This window comes from Streptomyces sp. NPDC017246 (assembly GCF_044331325.1).
Taxonomy (GTDB): domain Bacteria; phylum Actinomycetota; class Actinomycetes; order Streptomycetales; family Streptomycetaceae; genus Streptomyces.
Window position 1 is genome coordinate 397059 of record NZ_JBIRMW010000004.1, and the last position, 17971, is coordinate 415029.

The 17971-nt window shown below is 73.2% G+C and carries 13 protein-coding genes; 3 read left to right on the forward strand and 10 right to left on the reverse strand.

Going from position 1 to position 17971, the window contains the following annotated elements:
- The first annotated feature begins 152 nt into the window (after positions 1 to 152).
- Together ACH4MY_RS12475 and ACH4MY_RS12480 are read left to right on the forward strand one after the other, a co-directional pair.
- On the forward strand, positions 153 to 1484 hold the full coding sequence (locus ACH4MY_RS12475) for an alpha/beta hydrolase (RefSeq protein WP_398001375.1): 1332 nt from the start codon (positions 153 to 155) through the stop codon (positions 1482 to 1484).
- 89 nt (positions 1485 to 1573) lie between these two features.
- The gene (locus ACH4MY_RS12480) at positions 1574 to 2914 is read left to right on the forward strand and encodes a carboxyl transferase domain-containing protein (protein ID WP_398001378.1); all 1341 of its coding nucleotides are present in this window, start codon (positions 1574 to 1576) and stop codon (positions 2912 to 2914) included.
- 131 nt (positions 2915 to 3045) lie between these two features.
- On the opposite strand, the gene ACH4MY_RS12485 is transcribed toward ACH4MY_RS12480, so the two are convergent.
- Together ACH4MY_RS12485 and ACH4MY_RS12490 are read right to left on the reverse strand one after the other, a co-directional pair.
- Positions 3046 to 3528: an SAM-dependent methyltransferase gene (locus tag ACH4MY_RS12485; RefSeq protein WP_398001380.1), complete on the reverse strand. Its 483-nt coding sequence runs from the start codon at positions 3526 to 3528 to the stop codon at positions 3046 to 3048.
- A gap of 72 nt (positions 3529 to 3600) precedes the next feature.
- On the reverse strand, positions 3601 to 4017 hold the full coding sequence (locus tag ACH4MY_RS12490) for a hypothetical protein (RefSeq protein ID WP_398001383.1): 417 nt from the start codon (positions 4015 to 4017) through the stop codon (positions 3601 to 3603).
- A 196-nt stretch (positions 4018 to 4213) separates the two neighbouring features.
- Between ACH4MY_RS12490 and ACH4MY_RS12495 the strand changes: the two genes are divergently transcribed.
- Positions 4214 to 5905: an FAD-dependent monooxygenase gene (locus tag ACH4MY_RS12495; protein WP_398001386.1), complete on the forward strand. Its 1692-nt coding sequence runs from the start codon at positions 4214 to 4216 to the stop codon at positions 5903 to 5905.
- A 36-nt stretch (positions 5906 to 5941) separates the two neighbouring features.
- Here ACH4MY_RS12495 and ACH4MY_RS12500 read toward each other — a convergent pair whose 3' ends face one another.
- The 8 genes from ACH4MY_RS12500 to ACH4MY_RS12535 all read right to left on the reverse strand — a co-directional run bounded on the left by ACH4MY_RS12500 (position 5942) and on the right by ACH4MY_RS12535 (position 17808).
- The gene (locus tag ACH4MY_RS12500) at positions 5942 to 7591 is read right to left on the reverse strand and encodes a glycosyl hydrolase family 8 (RefSeq protein ID WP_398001389.1); all 1650 of its coding nucleotides are present in this window, start codon (positions 7589 to 7591) and stop codon (positions 5942 to 5944) included.
- 192 nt (positions 7592 to 7783) lie between these two features.
- The gene (locus ACH4MY_RS12505) at positions 7784 to 8866 is read right to left on the reverse strand and encodes an AI-2E family transporter (RefSeq protein ID WP_398001393.1); all 1083 of its coding nucleotides are present in this window, start codon (positions 8864 to 8866) and stop codon (positions 7784 to 7786) included.
- Positions 8867 to 8999: 133 nt separating this feature from the next.
- Positions 9000 to 10589: a serine/threonine-protein kinase gene (locus ACH4MY_RS12510; protein WP_398001396.1), complete on the reverse strand. Its 1590-nt coding sequence runs from the start codon at positions 10587 to 10589 to the stop codon at positions 9000 to 9002.
- 5 nt (positions 10590 to 10594) lie between these two features.
- The gene (locus tag ACH4MY_RS12515; protein ID WP_398001399.1) at positions 10595 to 11392 is read right to left on the reverse strand and encodes a serine/threonine protein kinase; all 798 of its coding nucleotides are present in this window, start codon (positions 11390 to 11392) and stop codon (positions 10595 to 10597) included.
- A 234-nt stretch (positions 11393 to 11626) separates the two neighbouring features.
- Entirely contained in the window at positions 11627 to 13645 is a 2019-nt protein-coding gene (locus ACH4MY_RS12520; protein WP_398001401.1) for a family 43 glycosylhydrolase, read from the reverse strand.
- 91 nt (positions 13646 to 13736) lie between these two features.
- The gene (locus ACH4MY_RS12525) at positions 13737 to 15230 is read right to left on the reverse strand and encodes a hypothetical protein (RefSeq protein WP_398001404.1); all 1494 of its coding nucleotides are present in this window, start codon (positions 15228 to 15230) and stop codon (positions 13737 to 13739) included.
- Between the two features lie 29 nt (positions 15231 to 15259).
- Positions 15260 to 16732 carry a peptidoglycan DD-metalloendopeptidase family protein gene (locus ACH4MY_RS12530; protein WP_398001407.1) on the reverse strand — a complete coding sequence of 491 codons (1473 nt, stop codon included), beginning with the start codon at positions 16730 to 16732 and terminating at the stop codon, positions 15260 to 15262.
- 149 nt (positions 16733 to 16881) lie between these two features.
- The gene (locus ACH4MY_RS12535; RefSeq protein WP_398001681.1) at positions 16882 to 17808 is read right to left on the reverse strand and encodes an alpha/beta hydrolase; all 927 of its coding nucleotides are present in this window, start codon (positions 17806 to 17808) and stop codon (positions 16882 to 16884) included.
- Positions 17809 to 17971 lie beyond the last annotated feature (163 nt).

The following is a 17971-nucleotide window of genomic DNA, read 5'->3' on the forward strand; positions in this document are numbered from 1 at the left end:
ACGGACCTCCTGGAGTACGGGAGTTCGGAAGCCCGGCAGCGGGACGGCCGCCGAACCCGCCTCCGTCCGCTGGCTGTTGAGGGTAGCCCCACCCCTCGTCCGGGGGACCGCGGGATGTCCGCGGCGGGGCGGCGGGACCTAGCGTCGTCGCCATGACAACTGACACGCGTTCTCGGGTACGGGCGGGACGTCGCCGGACCGCACGGCGTACCGTCGCCGCCGGAACCCTCCTGGTCACGGCCCTGCTCGCGGCCGCCCCCGCCGCCACCGCGTCCGGCCCCGCCGGGGCGGCGGCAGCGAGTGCGGCGGATCGGCAGGACCGGCAGGACCGGCAGGACGAGGGTCGCCGTGGCGCACTCCTCGACATCACCCCGGTCGCCGCCCTCGACCGCGAACAGGTATCCGCGTTCCTCTCCGGGACGGGGATCGACGCGGGCGGAGTCCGGTACGGGGTGAGGGCCTACCGGCTCACCTATCGGACCGTCACTCCCACGGGGGCGCCGACCACCGCCACCGGTCTCCTCGTCCTGCCCCGGGGCGGCGCGCACCGGCTCTCCCTGGTCTCCGACACGCACGGCACGATGGCGCACCGCGACTACGCGCCGTCGGTGGGCGAGAGCTTCGGCCGCCTCTCCCCGTATCTGCACGCCGCCCGGGGCCGCGCCGTCGCCGCGCCCGACTACCTGGGGCTCGGCCGGGGCCCCGGCCGCCACCCGTACATGGACACCCGCTCCTCCGTCTCCGCCTCGCTCGACATGCTGAGGGCGGCCCGGCAGGCCGCCCGGCGGCTCGACCGGCCGCTGACCGGCGACGTGTACGTGACGGGCTTCTCCCAGGGCGGGCAGGTGGCGATGGGGCTCGGCCGCGAGCTGACCCGCGGGGCCGACCCGGGGTTCCGGCTGCGGGCCCTCGCCCCGATCAGCGGACCGTACGACATCGAGGGCAGCGAGACCCCCGGGGCCCTCGACGGCCGCGTGGAGCCCGGGAGCGCCGTCTTCTACTTCTCGTACTTCCTCACCGCCCAGAACCGGCTGCGTCCGCTCTACCGGGACCCGGCCGAGGTGTTCCGAGCGCCGTACGCCGGGTTCGTCGAGGACCTCTTCGACGGCACCCACGGCGAGGAGGAGATCGTCGGGCGGCTGCCGGGCACCCTGGATGAGCTGTTCACCGCGGACTTCCTGGAGAGGCTGCGACACCCCTCGGGCGAGCTGCTGCGCACGTTCCGCGCCAACGACGTCACATGCGACTGGCGACCCGACGTGCCGGTGCGCCTCTACACGGCCGCCGGCGACCGCGACGTGCCGATCGCCAACTCCCGGGCCTGCGCGGCGGACCTGGCCCGGCACGGGCGGAAGGCGACCGTCGTCGACCAGGGGGCGGTGAACCACTTCGGCGCGTTCGGGACCTCCGCCCCGCGGATCGCGGACTGGTTCGACGCGCTGGACACCCGGCCGGCACGGGCCGAAGGAGGCGGGGCGCGGTAGGGCGGTACGGTGGGAGGGCAGGACCCGGGCGGCTCCCGGCCCCCGGTTCACCCCTCCCCCACCCTCCGTCGACGAGCTGCGAGGCCCGGATGAGCGACCCGACGACGGCACGCGAGGCGATCACCCTCGTCACCGGCGACGACTTCACCGAACTCCCCTTCACCGAGGGCCCTTTGAAGGATGACGGGCCGATCCGATGGCCCGGCTACACCGACGCCCACGCGCGCGCCTCCGCCCGTACCGGCGAGACCGAGTCGGTGGTCTGCGGCACGGGCCGGATCGGCGGGGTGGAGGCGGTCGTGATCTCCTTCGAGTTCCGGTTCCTCGGCGGGTCCCTCGGAGAGCGGACCGGCACACGCGCGGCGGCCGCCCACGCGCTGGCCCGGGAACGGCGGCTGCCCGTGGTCGTCCTGCCCGCCACCGGCGGCAGCCGGATGCACGAGGGCATGCGCGCCCTGCTCCAACTCCAGTTCCTGGCACGCGAGTCGTCCCTCACCCGGGCCGCCGGCCTGCCGCAGATCGCGGTCCTCAGGGATCCGACGACGGGCGGCGGCTGGGCCACCCTCGGCGCGGGATCGGACGTGGTCCTCGCCCTGCCCGGCGCCCAGGTCGGCTTCGCCGGTTCCCGCGTCCGGCCGCCGGACGCGGACCCCGCCGCGTACACCGCGGAGGCACAGCTCGCACACGGCCACATCGACGCGATCGTGGCCCCCGACGCCCTCCGCGACACCCTCGGACACTGGCTCTCGCTGCTCACCCGCCCCGCCGTGGGCCCGGTCGCACCGCCGCGCGCGCTCGGCGCCCCGGGGACACCGCCCGCCGCGAGCGGCCGGGAGGCCGTGGCGCGGGCCCGGCACCCCGAGCGGCCCCGGGCGGACGCGTACCTGGACGGCTACTTCACCGACCGCGAGGAGATCTCCGGCGACCGGGCCGGGGGCGTCGACCCGGGCATGCGCTGCGGCTTCGGGCGGCTCCCCGACGGTCGTACCGTCGCCTACGCCGCGCAGTGCGGGACCGCGACCCGCCCGGCCGGCTTCCGTACGGCCGCCCGCCTCGTGCGGCTCGCCGACCGGCTGGGCGTCCCCGTCCTCACCCTCGTCGACACCCCGGGGGCCGCCAACGACCCGGCGGCGGAACACGCGGGCGCGGGCCCCGCCATCGCCGATCTGTTCGCCGCCGTCGCCTCGGCGCGCGTCCCCCTCACCTCCCTCCTCATCGGCGAGGGCGGCTCGGGCGGCGCACTGGCCCTGGCCGCGCCCGGCAACCTCTGGGCCACACCCGACAGCTACTTCTCGGTGATCGCCCCCGAGGCGGCCGCGTCCATCCTCAAGCGCCCGCCGGAGGAATCCGCCACGACGGCGGACCAGCTCCGGCTGCGCCCGGAGGATCTGGTCGACCTGGGTGTCGCCCGGGGCGTCGTGGAGCACTAGAGGCACGCGGACATGACGAACATGACCCGTCGGATTTCGCCGTGCCGGGGGAAGCCCCACGACGGGAATGGCGGGTCGCCGTCGACCGGGCGGGCGCACCGCCGGCGCGCCCGTCCGCCCGTCCGCCGGGATCAGTAGTAGCGGCGCATGATCTCGTCGGCCCAGGCCGGCTGGGTGGTCGGGCCCTGGGGGCCGAACTCGGCCATGTACGGCTTGATGTCGAGGACCGGTGTGCCGTCGACCGCGTCCAGGCCCCGCACATGGACGTCCAGCCCTTCCGTCCGGAGCAGTCGGCAGCGGGGGACGCCGATGCGGTTGGGGCGGTTCTTGCCGCGCTGGGCGAAGATCCCGACCAGCGGCCACTCCGTGTTGCCGCGCGGGTGGCGGGCGCCGCTCTCGACGGCGTCGGGGCGTACCCGGTCGAAGTGATAGACCACCTTCAGGTGCGAGAAGGCGTCCAGACCGGCGAGTGCCTCGGGGCCGAACGCCTCCGCGTCCAGCCGGATGACCGACACGACATCGCCCCAGTCGTCGTCCCGTACCTCGGCACGCCCGCCGACGACATGACCCATCGCGTGCGAGACGACCTCCGGCCGGGTGTGCTCCTGTGCCATGGGCGCGTCGTCCTCTCCTCCGCCCCCTGCCGGGGTGCCGTGACCGGGACGCTACCGCTCGCCGGGCGGCCGTCAGACGCCGGGCCCGTATCCCGGGTCGGGGTCCTGGCGCGGGTGCCACACGGCCGAGACGCCCCAGAGGCCGAGCGCGGCGACGGCCGCGCACACCAGGAACGCCGCCCACGGGCGGAGCCGTCGCGTCGCGGCCGCCCAGGTCATGGGCGGGACGAGGAGACCGGCGAGGAGGATCAGCGGTACGTCGACGAGGATGACGCTCCAGTCCCGGGCATGCCCCTCGAAACCCCCGTCGATGCTGAACGCGGCCCGGGGCAGCGCGAAGACCCCGGCGGCGGCGACTCCGGCGACGGCCAGCAGACAGCCGACGGCACTCTCGGCCCGACCGTCGCCGGAGTCGTCCTCGGCGGCGCCGTCCAGGCCCCGGGGGCTCTCCGCGACGTCGTCGGGCTCGGGTGCGGGGTTCTCGCTCATGCCCGGGAGGGACGCCGGTCACCCCGGTCCGGTTCCGTACGCCGGTTCGACCGAGGTGCGGGCGTCTCGGGCGCGGAGGCGTACCGGCGTACTCCCACCGGAGCGACGACGGCAGCACGGCTCGCCGAACGGGCGGCCCCGGGTGACCATGGGAGACGGGGACCGACCGGAAGCCGGCAAGGACTGGGAGAGGCCCGTGGCGCGCACCGGCACCACCACCGACGTACTGATCGTGGGCGCGGGTCCCGTCGGCCTGAGCGCCGCCGCCGAGCTGCGCCGTCACGGTGTGCGGTGCCGGCTCGTCGACCGGCTGCCCGCCCGGCTCCCGTTCGCCAAGGCGGTCGGGATCCAGCCGCGCACCCTGGAGCTCTGGGACCGGATGGGGCTGGCCCGTGCCGTCCTGGAGGCCGCGGTCCCGATGCGCGGCCAACTGGCCTACGTCGACGGCAGGGAGGCCGCACGGATCGACCTGGTGCTGCCCTCGGAGGTGCCGTACAGGTTCGCCGCGCTGCCGCAGTACGAGACCGAGCGGCTCCTGGAGGAGTACCTCGCGGGACTGGGGACGGCCGTCGAACGCGGCACCGAGCTCGTCTCGTTCGGCCAGGACCCCGACGGCGTAACCGCCGCACTACGTGCCGCGTCGGGGGCCACCGAGGAGCTGCGGGTCCGCTATCTGATCGGCTGCGACGGGGCGCACAGCATCGTCCGCAAGACGCTGGGGCTGTCGTTCGAGGGCGGCGCGTTTCCCGCCACGTACATGCTCGGCGACGTCGTGGCCGAGTCCGACTGGGACCTGCCCGCCGGGTACGCGCTCCGCTCCGAGCACCGTGCCGCCGACGGTTCCACCGACGGCGTGCTGGTCTGCATCCCGCTGCCGGGCGCCGGGCGCTATCGGATGTCGATGACGGTCCCGCCCAAACTGAGCGCGTCCGCGCCCGCGTCGGACGGAATCGCCCATGGTCTCGACGGCGGGCAGGGCCCGGACCTGTCACGACTCCAGGCGGTCGTGGACCGGCTGGCTCCGCGCCCCGCCCGGCTCTCCGGGCTTCGCTGGTCCTCGGTCTTCCGGATCAGCCACCGCATCGTCGACCGCTACGGCGAGGGGCGGGTCTTCGTCGCGGGCGACGCAGCCCACATCCATCCGCCGACCGGTGCGCAGGGGATGAACACCGGTGTCCAGGACGCCGTCAACCTGGGCTGGAAGCTCGCGCTCGTGGTGCGGGGCGAGGCCGGTCCCGCGCTGCTCGGAAGCTATGACGCCGAGCGGCGCCCGGTGGGCGAGGAGGTCGTCGGCCGCACCGTCCGGCACTCCACCCAGGGCATCGAGAACGACCCCGACGACCCGCGGACCGTGCTCCTCCGCGAGGCCCAGCTGCTCGTCGGCTACCGGGACGGTCCGCTCTCCGGCGCCCCGTACGGGCCGGCCGGCGCCCCGCAGCCCGGCGACCGGGCCCCGGACTGCAGTGGTCTGACCACCCCGATCGCCGTCCACCCGTTCCGTCTGCTCGACGTCCTGCGCGGACACCCGGGGCATGTGGTCCTGCTGTACGGGGACGACGGCGCCGAGCTGGCCGCTGCGGCGACGGAGGCGAGCGCGTGCGGCGGGCTGCTCCCCCTCACCGTCCTAGCCGTGCTGCCCCGGGGGGCGGCGGAGGCCGACGCCTCCGGGCCGCCCGCGCCGCCCCCCGCCACGGACCTCGGTGTTCCGGCGTACCGCGACGCCGCCGGGGAGTTCGCACGGCTCTATCTCCCCGACGGCGGCACCGGCTTCGTCGTACGTCCCGACGGGCAGCTCGCCGCCCGGTTCCCGCTGAGCGGTACCGCGGCGGCCCTGTCCGGCTGCCTCAGGGCACTGTCCGTACCACTGGGTGACCCGGCGGCCGTCTGAGGACCGCCCGGTGACCCGGAGGCCGTCTGAGGACCGCTAGGGGACCCAGTGGTTGCCCGAGGCCGTGATCATGACCTGGAGCTGGATGCTCGCGGAGAAGTAGCTGCTGGTGTCGATCGGGGTGGCCAGCATCTTGTTCCACAGGGCGTCGAGCCAGGCCTGACTGCCGGAGTCGGTCATCGCCGCCACCGCGAACGGGGCGAAGAAGGCGGCCTCGCTGCCGGAGGAGATCTGCGTGCCGTTGAGCTTGTACCCGATGGCGATCTTGTTCGGGTCGCCGCCGGTCTTCGTCTTGATCCAGCTGTTGACCTTCCGCGCGGCCGCGAGAGACGTGGCGTCCCCGCTGGTCACCGCGTCGTCCGCGATCCGCCACGGGGTGCGACAGGCGTTCCACCAGTACGCGCCGTCGTTGGGGTCCTCCAGGACCTCCCCCGGGGCGGGCTTCGGCGTGGTGTTGGTGTCGACGACGAAGTCGGGGAGAAGGCCGGTGCCCGAGGCGTAGGTCGACTGGAGCCGGGAGATCTGGGTCTGGTGCGCGGTGCGCACGGCGTCCCAGGTCGTGTCGCCGGAGGCCGTACGGAAGGCGCGGAAGTGGTCGACCATCCAGTCCGAGGTGCGGGAGATGTAGTAGTACTGGTCGCCCGAGCCGCTCCAGTCGCCCAGCTTCAGGAGCTTGGTCGTCGGGTTGAGCTCGTCCTTCTTGATCGCGGCGATGTGCTTGAGCGCGAGGTCCTTGTAGTTGTAGGTGCCGGTGCTGCCCCACTGCTTGTCGGCGAGGAGCAGGCCGTACGCCACGTCCATGTCGCCGTCGGTGGCGCCGTCACCGCCGTTGACGCTCTTGCAGGCGACGTCCTGTTCGGCCGCGAGGAGGTTCGGGTTGACGGCCGACGGGTGGTCGATCTTCCACTTGACCAGGCCGTCGAAGATCTTCTTCGCGTCGGGGTCGGCACCGGCCATGGTCGCGGTGACGACCATGCCGTAGCCCTGCGCCTCGGCGACGTACGGGTGGTCGGCGTCGGGCGAGATGATCTGGTACCAGCCGTTGCCGCAGTTCTGCCGGACGAAGGCGGACTTCCACCGGTTGTAGTAGTCGACGACCTTCTGGTCGATCGTGGCCTGGGAACCGGAGGGCTTCAGCATGCCGGCGGCGTAGGGCTTGAGATGGCTTCCGAAGGGGACGGCCGTCCCGCCGCCCCCGCCGCCGCCTCCGGCGGGCGCGCCGTACACCTCGAACTCCCAGAGGGAGTAGCCGTACGCCGTACCTCTGCCGGTGCCGTACATCCGGACGTAGCGGCCGCTGCCGGAGACCGTCAGGTCGTCCGTCGCGCCGTCGCCCGCGGTGGTGGAGTAGACGTCGGTCCAGTTCGTGCCGTCGGCCGAGGTCTGTATCCGGTACGTCTTCCCGTACGCGTCCTCCCAGTTGAGCTTGACGCGGGAGATGGTGTGGTTGGCCCCCAGGTCGATACGGATCCACTGCGGATCGACCCCTTCGAGGCTCGCCCAGCGGGTGGCCGCGTTCCCGTCCACCGCGAGACCGGCCCCGAAGGCCGAGGTCTCGACGGACGAGGCCGTCACCGTCTTTCCGGTGGAGACCACTCCGTCGGCGGCCTGTGCCTGCGGCATCACCGTCAGGGGCAACGCCAGCAGCCCCGCGAGCCCGAGAAGCGAGACGCTTCGTCGACGCATGACAACTCCCTTTCCCTCCATGGCCAATGGTTAGGAAATATTCCTAACCATTGGCCGGGAGAGTAGAGAGACCGGCACCCCCGCGCAAGACCTCGCACGACAACAGGGCGCTCCCCAGGGCGCGGACGCCCCCTTTGACGCACATCGCCCCGTCGGCAGACGGACGTGCGGACGGACATCGCCCCTCCGGCGTCACCCCTCGGGCGTCACCGTCTCCGGCGTCGCCGCGCGGGCCTCCCGCAGCGCCGTGTGGACCGACCAGAACACCGAGACCAGCGGCACGGCCACCACCGCGCCCACGATCCCGGCGGCGATCGAACCCGCGATCACCGAGATCGCCACCACCAGCGGGTGGAGCCGTACGGCCCAGCTCATCACGAGCGGGTGGAGCAGATGCCCCTCGATCTGGCCGATCACCACGATCAGGCCGATCACGATCGCGGCCACCAGCGGGCCCTTCGACGCCAGTGCCACCACGGCCGCGACGGCCAGGGCGATCGGCGAGCCGATCAGTGGCACGAACGCGGCGACGAATTCCAGGAGCGCCAGCGGCACCGCGAGCGGGACACCGAGGAGCCACAGCGCGACCCCGACGAGCACCGCGTTCACCGCCGCGACCAGGACGATCCCGTGGGTGTAGCCGGTGAAGGTCCGCCAGGCCGCGCGACCACCGATCGCCACCCGGCCGCGCACCGACCGGGGCAGCTGCTCCTTGAACCAGGCCCACTGCCGGTCCCCCGAGTGGATGAAGAACACCGAGGAGAACAGCGCGAGGGCGAGCGTCGTCAGCACGGCCACCACCTGATGGGCACCGCTCAGCGCCGTACTGACCAGAGTCGAACGATGGCTGGAAACGTACTCCCCGATCTTGGCCTGGAGGTCGGACAGCGCCCCCGGGTTCAGCCGGAACGGCGGCCTCTCCAGCCAGTCCTCGATCCGGTCGACCCCGACCCGGAACTCGCGCACCAGGGTCAGCCGCTCCCCCGCCACCGCCTCACCGACCAGGGCGAGCACGCCGAGGACGAGCGCGATGCTCCCGAGCAGGGTGAGGGTGACCGCGAACGACCGGGGCAGCCCCCGGGCGACCACATCGGCGAGCGGCCGCAGCAGCGCGGTGATCACGAACCCGAGGAACAGGGCGACGCCGATCTCGTGGAAGCGTCCGAGCACCGCGAACAGGCTGTAGACGAACGCGCCGACGATCAGCAGCCGCCACGCGTAGGCGGCGGCCGTGCGAAGGATGGGGGTCACCGTCGCCGGTGTGCCTGACTGCATGGCGACGACCTACCACCGGGGCGGTGCCGGGCCACGCCCCGGGCCCGACATTCGCCCGACAACGCGGCATTCGGCCGACCGGGTCCGAGGCCGCCGGCACACTGCCCCGCCCTGCCCCGCACTGCCTGCCCTGTCACGGCGCGGGAGCCGGGACGGCGGCCGGCGCGGGAGCCGGGGCGGGGTACGGGCATCGGGGGAGCACCGGGCGGTCCTTCGTACGGACGGCGGGCAGCCAGGCGGTGACCCGCGCGTCCGTCCGCGCGTCCGCCCCCGAACCCGTCCCCTCGTCCGTCCGCGTCCCCTTCGCCGTCCCCGCGTCCCCCGGCGGCAGGCGGACGCGGAACCAGCGGGTGGACTCCAGGTCCTCCTCGTCGATGATCGACTGCCCGCGGGGAACCTCGCACTCGGCGTCGAGGAGATCGCCGTGCCACACCCGGGTCGGTACGACGTTCTCGGCCGTGTACGGGCGCCGGGGGTCGATCGCGAGGCCCAGGCTGCACTGCGGGTCCCGGTCCGCGCGGTCCTGGCAGCCGCGCTCGGCGTTGAACACCCGGACCCGGACCGGGGACGTACCGGCACCGTCCTGGCGCCCCGGCCCCCCGTCGCGCCCGGCGTACGTCCAGAGCGCCGCCCCCACCGCCCCGCACACCGTCACGGTGAGGACCGCGGCCCGAGCCCGCCGGCCTCTACGAACGGTGCCGGACGCGGGCGCGGTCCCAGCAGTCCCAGCCGTCCCCGCCGTCCCCGCCTTCCCCGCCGTCCCGGCCGTGCCCGCCTCCCCGGCTCGCCCGGTCTCCCCCGGCCTGCCGGCCTCCTGGGCGGCGATCCGCTCGATGAGACTCGCGGCCGTGTGCGCGGCGCGTTCGGCGTGGGTGGGGGCGAGGCAGTCGGCGGCCACGGCCCGCCAGAACTCCGGTACCGCCTGGTCCATCCGTAAGGGAGCCCGCCCCTGCGCGTACTCCTGCACGGCGGCGCCCCGCGCCATCGGCGTGGCGCCGGCGAACGGGGACACGCCCGAGGCGAAGACCTCGTGGATCACGATGCCCAGGGCCCAGATGTCGGCACTCGGCCGGACCTCCACACCGTGCTCTCCCAGCGGGGCCCTCCACCGCTCGGGCGGGAGGTAGTCGAGGGTTCCCATCGGAGGCGCGTACCCGTGCGTCCCGGTCACCTCGGTGGCGAGGCCGAAGTCCGAGAGTTTCACCGAGCCGTCCTCGCCGATCAGGACGTTCTCGGGTTTGAGGTCGGCGTGCACCCAGCCCGCCGCGTGCAGATGGGCGAGGCCCTCGCAGACGCCGGCGATCAGCCGGCCGCCCTCGGCCCCGGTCACCCCGGCGTCGAGCAGTTCCCGCAGACTGCACCGGGCACGCTCCATGACGAGGACGATCGCACCGTCCAGGGACGGCTGCCCGGGAGTGCGCAGAACCAGCGAGTCGAGCAGCCGGACCAGCCTCGGGTGCCCCGCCGCGCGGCCGAGTGCGACCTCGCGACGGGCGGCCTCCGCCACGCGGCGGGCCTGGCGCGGCGCGAGTCCGGCGGTCGGCATGACCTTGAGGGCGACCTCGTCCCCGCCGCCCTCCGCGGGCCGTCCCGCGTAGACCGTCGCCCAGCCACCGGCCCCGATCGGCTCGGAGACCACCCAGTTCCCGACCCGGTGTCCCCGTGGCAGCGGCTCCGCCCGGTCACTCCCCCATGACGTGCTCCGACCGCGCACCCGCGTCACGCCCTCTACCGTCCCCGTTCGGCCGGTTCGGCCCGGGGCGGCAACAGCGCGAGATGCTCCTCCCGTACGATCCCGAATCTCAGCGCGATCCCCACCACGGCCTCGCGTTTGCCGTGCCGGCGGTCGGCGCGGCCCGCCTCGGCCACCGGGCCGGGCCCGACCCTCAGCTTCTCCTCCGCGAGGTAGTCGATGTGCGAACTCACCGCGCGGGGAGTCAGTTTCGCGCAGGCGGCATGTCCCCTGAGCCGCTCGACGACCTGCGGGGTCGTCGGTACGGCGACCGGTGACTGGTCTCTCAGCCACGGCTCGCAGAGCGCGGCGAGCACCAGGAAGTAGGTGGCCGTCTCGTCGAGCGAGTAGGCCATGACCGTACGACTCTCCCAGGATCCGCCCGTGCCGTGCGGGTCCAGATAGACGTGGTCGGGCGCGAACACCTGGAAGGAGACCGTGGTGTCCCGGCGCGTCGGCAGCACCACCCGGGAGAACTCGAAGGGGATGGGCGCGCCGGCCCGTCGCGGCGGCACGCGCAGATACTCGCCCGCGCCCTCCGGGTTCTCCACCAGGTAGCTGTGGGTCGTGCTGTGGTTGCTCAGCTGCCAGTGGTCGTCCGTGACCCGGATCTCTCCGGCGAGCCGGGAGATGGCGGCGTCGGCGAGGCGGAGTTCGACCGGTGTCCGCGACGAGCCACGCCCGAAGCGGGCGCGTTCCCCCGGGCCGAGCCGGAGGGTCACCGCGTCGCCGTACGGCTCACCGTCGACGAGGCCGCCGCTCCCCCGCGGCAGATGGACGACTATGCCGCTCACCGCTCCCCCTGTCCCGCGCGTCGACAGATGTCATGTACGCAGAACGCTACCGGTAGTACGCGGAGGTTCACCGTATGGCATCGGCCACTTCCGCGACCCGGTCGAACCGTGAGGTAGCGGGAGAAGGCGAGCGGCCCTCCGGGCGGCCGGGCCGGGCTCCCGCGTCAGCCGGAGAACGGCTCGGCCGGCGAACGCATCGGAGCAACGGCCTTGCCAGGGCGCCCTGTTGCCGTCTCAGCCGGCGGGGCAGCCCGACCGGATCGGGGCGACCGGCCGGTCGCCGAACGCGGTCCACGGACGCCAGCCGGCACTCGGCCGATCCTGTACGCGGGTGCGCATCCGGCCGTCCGCCGTGACGGCGAGGACATGCAGCCGGCCTGTGGCGTCCGCCGCGGCCGTCGGCGTCGCGGCGAGCAGGACGCCGGGCTCGCCGAAGTCGTCACCGGGATCCCAGGCGCCGCCCGGCGTCCGGTGCCGGCGATGGCCGAGGCGCGCGCCCCCCGGGGACAGCGCGAAGGCCTCGAGCCGCCCGTCGGCGCTGGGCGCGAGCATCGGGGCCGCCTCCGTCCAGCCGAACAGCGACTGCCAGGCGTCCCACCCGCCGCTGGGCACGGACTGCCGCCGATGGAAGGCCCCCGCACCGGACGGCCCGACGGCGACGACGGCGAGTCTGCCGGTGCCGTCGCGGGTTACCCGGGGCGCGGCCCCGGCCGCCGTGCCGAAGCGGTTCCACGCGGCCCAGGGACCGTTGGGTGACGTCTGCCACCGGTGGTCGATCGCCGCGCCGCCGGGCGCGAGGGCGAAGACCTCCAGGCGGCCGTCGGCGTTGGACGCGACGACCGGCGGTGCGCCCGCCGGACCGCCGAACCCCGGATCCCACGGGTCCCAGGCGGGGGAACCCGGGGACCACTGGCGTCGTCGTGCGACGGAGGCGCCGCCGGGGCTCAGGGCGAAGACCTCGATCCGTCCGTCGGCGTTGCGGGCGACCGCGGGGGCCGCGCCCGCGGGACCGCCGAACTCCTCCCAGTCGTGCCAGCCGCCGTCCGTCCGCTGAACCCGGTGGTGCAGGTTGGCCCCGCCCGGGGCGAGGGAGAAGACCTCAAGGCGCCCGTCGGCGTCGCGGCCCAGGGTGGGGACCGCCCCGGCGGGCCCGCCGAACGTCTCCCACTCCGACCAGGTGTCGGTGTACGGATCGAGCTGGACGCGCCGCAGCATCGACCGGTCGGCGGCGGCGAGCGCGAAGACGGTCAGGCGTCCGTCGGCGTCGAGGGCGGCGACCGGGTTGTCCGGGCTCTGCCAGGGTGGTGGCGTGTCCCGCCAGCCCAGGGGTGCGACGTACAGGCCCTGCCGGAACCATCCGGTGGCACTCGCGTACCAGTCCTCGCCGTCGGCGAAGACCTCGACGGCGTGGCCCGCGACATGGCCCGCGTACCCGGTCGGGTCGAAGTGGAAGGGATCGCGCGAAGCCAGTACGTCGGTCCCCTCGTAGCCGTTGCGGGGCCCGATGAACAGGTAGTACCAGCCGTCGCGTCCGACGACGTACGGCGACTCGGTGACCGAGACGGTCGTGGCGGTGCTCGCGTCGGTGAACACGGTGCCCGGCGCGCTCCAGTGGACCAGGTCGGCGGACCGCCGGTGGGCCACGATGTGGTGGCCGCCCGGGGCCGACAGTTCTGTGTAGTACATGACCCACTCGCCGCCGACCCGGAGCACCATCGGGTCGCGCGCCGCGAGGCCCAGGAACAGCGGGCCGGACGGCTCACGGGTCCAGGTGAACAGATCGGTCGAGGTGGCGAGGTTGATCGCGGCGCCGTTCGCGCCGCCGGCGGCGTAGAACATCCAGAACCTGCCGCCCGCCTCGACGACGTGCGGCGCCCACAGGTGCTCCTCCCCGAAGTAGGAGGGATCGACGGTGAGCGCGTCGGCGTGGCTGGTCCACGGCCCGTGCGGGGTCGGCGCGGAGGCGTGGGCGAAGGAGATCTCCGCCGCGCTGTCCGGGGCCTCCCCGGGCGGTGCGCTGTCCCCGACGATGCCGAACAGGTGCCACCGGCCCTGCGCCCGGATCAGCGTGTGGTCGTTGAGATAGCGTGGCCCGGCGGGGGTGGACGGGTCGTGGACGTGGGTGAAGGGCCCGGCGCCGACCCATGAGGCGGCCGCGGCGGGCGTGGCCCCGGCTCGGCCGGTGCCGAGGAGGGGGAGCGCACCCGCCGCGGCGGCGCCTCGCAACAGGTTCCGTCTGCTGATCGGGAGCATGTTCGTCTCTCCTCGGAGGACCGGTGGCCGGCCGTGCCGCTCGGGCGCGGCCGGCCACCGGTCGGGGATGCGGCGGCGGTCGGACGAGGAGTCAGTTCACGACGGGACCTGCGGTGCCGTTGAGCCAGCCCCACTCGGACCAGCTGGAGAATCCGGTCTGCCACCGGTGGAACGTACCGGCGTGGCTGGTGCCGAAGACCTCGATCCGGCCGTCCGCGTTGGTCGTGGCGGTGACCTCGGTGCCGCCGGTGCCGAACGTGGCCCATGCGCCGTACGGTGCGTTGACCCCGGTCTGCCAGGTGTGCATCGCCGTCTCGCCGTTCATCGCGAAGACCTCGACACGACCGTCCGGCGTGCGCTCGCTGCTGAGCTGAGCGTTCACGGGACCACCGGTCGACTCCCAGCCCGACCAACTGGTCGCACTGGTCTGGTACTTGTGGAACACACCCACCGGACCGGACGCGAACACCTCGATCCTGCCGTCGGCGTTGTGATCGACGGTCAAGTCGTGCCCACCGCCACCGAAGGTCTCCCACGACGACCAACCGCCGTTCGGCGCCGTCTGGTACTGATGCTGGAAGACATCCCCGTTCATCGCGAACACCTCAAGACGCCCGTCCGGAGCCTTCTCCATCTCCACCCGACCGTCAGCAGGACCACCGCCCGTGGGCTCCCACTCCGCCCAGCCGGCGTTCGGCCCGACCTGATACCGGTGGAACAGTCCGACCGGACCGGAGGCGAACACCTCGATGCGACCGTCCGCATTCACACCCGCCGCGACATCACGACCACCACCCCCGAAGGCCTCCCAACCCGACCAACCACCGGACGCGGAAAGCTGATAGCGGTGCTGGAAGGTGCTCCCGTTGATCGCGAACATCTCCAGCCGGCCGTCCGCGTTCGGCGCGATCGCCAACTCCGCGCCGCCCGGACCACCCAGCGACTCCCAGGCCGACCACTCCCCGTTCGCCTGGAGCTGCCAGGCATGATGCACACCGTCCGCGGCGGCCGCGAACACCTCAAGCCGCCCGTCCGCCGACCGCGCCGACACCACCCGGCCCGACTCCGCCGGATACACCAGCGGGCCGGGACCGGGCTCCTGGTGACCGAGGCGGTCCACGGCGGCCCGCGCCTCATCCATGTGCCGCCAGTGCAGGCCCTGGTTGTAGGTGGACCAGGGCTGCCAGTTCGTACCGCCCGAGGAGATCTCGAACGCCGCGTTCGCGTTGCACTGGGCGTCGTAGGCGCACGCGTCGTCCACCTCGGGGTGCCAGTAGTCGTTGATCTGCCACAGGCCCCGATCGGTGGACGGGGGCGTGTTGTTCTGGACGTTCGACGCCGACGGGTTGCAGCTGGACTCCGCGAGGGCGACGGCGATCGCGGTCACCAGACCGTCGCCCCGGAAGCCTGCGGTATAGCCCGTCCGGGCGCACAGATCGCTGCCCGCCGCCTGCGCCGGCGAGGCGCCGACGAGGACTCCTCCGGCGACGAGCAGTGACGTCAGCAGCGACAGAACGATCCGGTGCGTGCGACCGCGGCGGGATGGCGTGGGTCTCGTCGGCGAGGAGCGCTGGACGCTGGTCACCTACGGCCTCCTTCGGATGTCGTGGTCGGTCAGTTGAGGACGGGACCTGCGGTGTTGCCGACCCAGGCCCATTCGGACCAGCTGGAGAATCCGGTCTGCCACCGGTGGAACGTACCGGCGTGGCTGGTGCCGAAGACCTCGATCCGGCCGTCCGCGTTGGTCGTGGCGGTGACCTCGGTGCCGCCGGTGCCGAACGTGGCCCATGCGCCGTACGGTGCGTTCGCACCGGTCTGCCAGGTGTGCATCGCCGTCTCGCCGTTCATCGCGAAGACCTCGACCCGGCCGTCCGGCGTGCGCTCGCTGCTGAGCTGAGCGTTCACGGGACCACCGGTCGGCTCCCAGCCCGACCAACTGGTCGCACTGGTCTGGTACTTGTGGAACACACCCACCGGACCGGAGGCGAACACCTCGATCCTGCCGTCGGCGTTGTGATCGACGGTCAAGTCGTGCCCACCGCCACCGAAGGTCTCCCACGACGACCAACCGCCGTTCGGCGCCGTCTGGTACTGATGCTGGAAGACATCCCCGTTCATCGCGAACACCTCAAGACGCCCGTCCGGAGCCTTCTCCATCTCCACCCGACCGTCAGCGGGACCACCGCCCGTGGGCTCCCACTCCGCCCAGCCACCGTTGGGTGCCAGTTGATACCGGTGGAACAACCCCACGGGCCCCGAGGCGAAGACCTCGATGCGACCGTCCGCATTCACACCCGCCGCGACATCACGACCACCGCCCCCGAAGGCCTCCCAACCCGACCAACCACCGGCCGGGGAGAGCTGATAGCGGTGCTGGAAGGTGCTCCCGTTGATCGCGAACATCTCCAGCCGGCCGTCCGCGTTCGGCACGATCGCCAACTCCGCGCCGCCCGGACCACCCAGCGACTCCCAGGCCGACCACTCCCCGTTCGCCTGGAGCTGCCAGGCGTGATGCACACCGTCCGCGGCGGCCGCGAACACCTCGAGCCGCCCGTCCGCCGACCGCGCCGACACCACCCGGCCCGACTCCGCCGGATACACCAGCGGCGGTCGCGGAGGCGGACCGCCGCTGCCCGGGACGCAGGGCAGCGAGATGCCGCCCTCCGCGAGGTAGAGCTCCGGGTCGATACCGTACGTGGCGGACGGGTCACCCCAGATCCGCAGGTGCAGGTGCGAGCCGGACGAGTTGCCCTCGGAGCCCATCAGGGCGATCCGCTGGCCTGCCACGACGCGGTCGCCGACGGATACGTCCCGCTGGTACATGTGCCCGTACTCGGAGATCCGCCCGTCGGCGTGCTGGATGCGGATCCACTGGCCGTAGTCGCCGGTGTAACCGGAGATGGTGACCTCGCCGTCACCCACGGCGTGGATCGGCGTGCCGATGGCGTCGCCGATGTCCACGCCGTTGTGACCGCTGTGATAGGGCTGGGTGACCTGCCCGGTGGTCGGGCAGGCGGCCGCGGAGGTGGTGGTCCGGGCGGCGGCCGGGGTCGTTGCCACCAGTGCCGGCAGAAGCGCGGCGATCATCGTGAGGACGCAGGTGACGGCACGTCGGGACAGTGTGGGCGCCGGGGATTTCGAGGGCGTCGAAGGCGGTCCGGAAAACACGGGAGGCTCCTCCCCTTGGTCGTCTCGGGGTGGGTGGGACGGTGGCGGGTCGCGCGGAGCGCGCGGGGTCACGCCTTGCGGAGCCGGCCGATGATGCCGTCGATGTCGCGCTGCATCATGTCGTGGCGGATGAAGTGACCGCCGGGCAGCTCGTACCACTCGTGCGGAATGTTCGCGTTGCCGAGGAGCGAGCGGAACTCGCGCTGCCCGGCCAGGACTTGGGTCTCGTTGGCCGTGTCGAACCAGTTGATGGGGGCCGGGCTGGTGCCGGCCACGAGGAAGACGCGCTTGTTCCGGTAGCTCTCGATCCGCTGCACGGGGTTGTCGGCGCTCACCCGGGCCTCGTCCCAGAACGGGGCACCGTAGATCGTGCCGCCGTTCAGGTCGAGGGCCGCGGCCGAGGCGTTGGCCCAGTGACCCACGAGGCCGCCGTCGCGGCGCAGGCTGGCGGGACCGGAGTGGGCGCTGACCGAGGCGAAGTGACCGTAGTACTTGGCCGCGTACTTCAGGGCGCCGAAGCCGCCCATGGAGAACCCGGACACCGCGCGGCCGTCGTACTCCGCGAAGGTGCGGAAGTTCGCCTCGACCCAGGGCAGCAGCTGGGCGATGTGGAAGTGTTCCCAGTTCCGGGGGCCGACGTTGGAGCTGACGGGGTTGGAGTACCAGCCCGCGTGGCCGCCGTCGGGCATGACCACGATGATCGGCTTGCCGGCCGTCCAGGCGCGGATGCCCTCGCGGTCGAAGGTGATGAAGTCCTGGTCCGTACCGCCGCCGTGGAAGAGGTACAGGACGGGGTAGGTCCGGCCGCTCCAGTGGTAGTCGTCGGGGAGCAGCACGTTCACGGCGGGGTTCCAGCCGATCGCGTCGGTCGCGAAGCGGTAGTACCACATCCGGTGGTCGCTCTCGTTGCGGTCCACGATCCGCAGACCGAAACCGTCACCGGCCGCCGAGGCCGTCGAAGCCCCCGCGAGGACGCCTCCGGCGCCGAGTGCCATGGCGGCCGAGAGTCCGCCGGCCGTCTTGAGGATGCTCCTGCGGGTGGGGTGCTGCGCGGTCAACGTGACCTCCTGGTCGGCGCATGACGAACATGGTTCCTGGCCGCTTGGAACGTAGCGACGAGGACGCCGACGGAGCACCCGTAACCTTCCGGAGGGACGG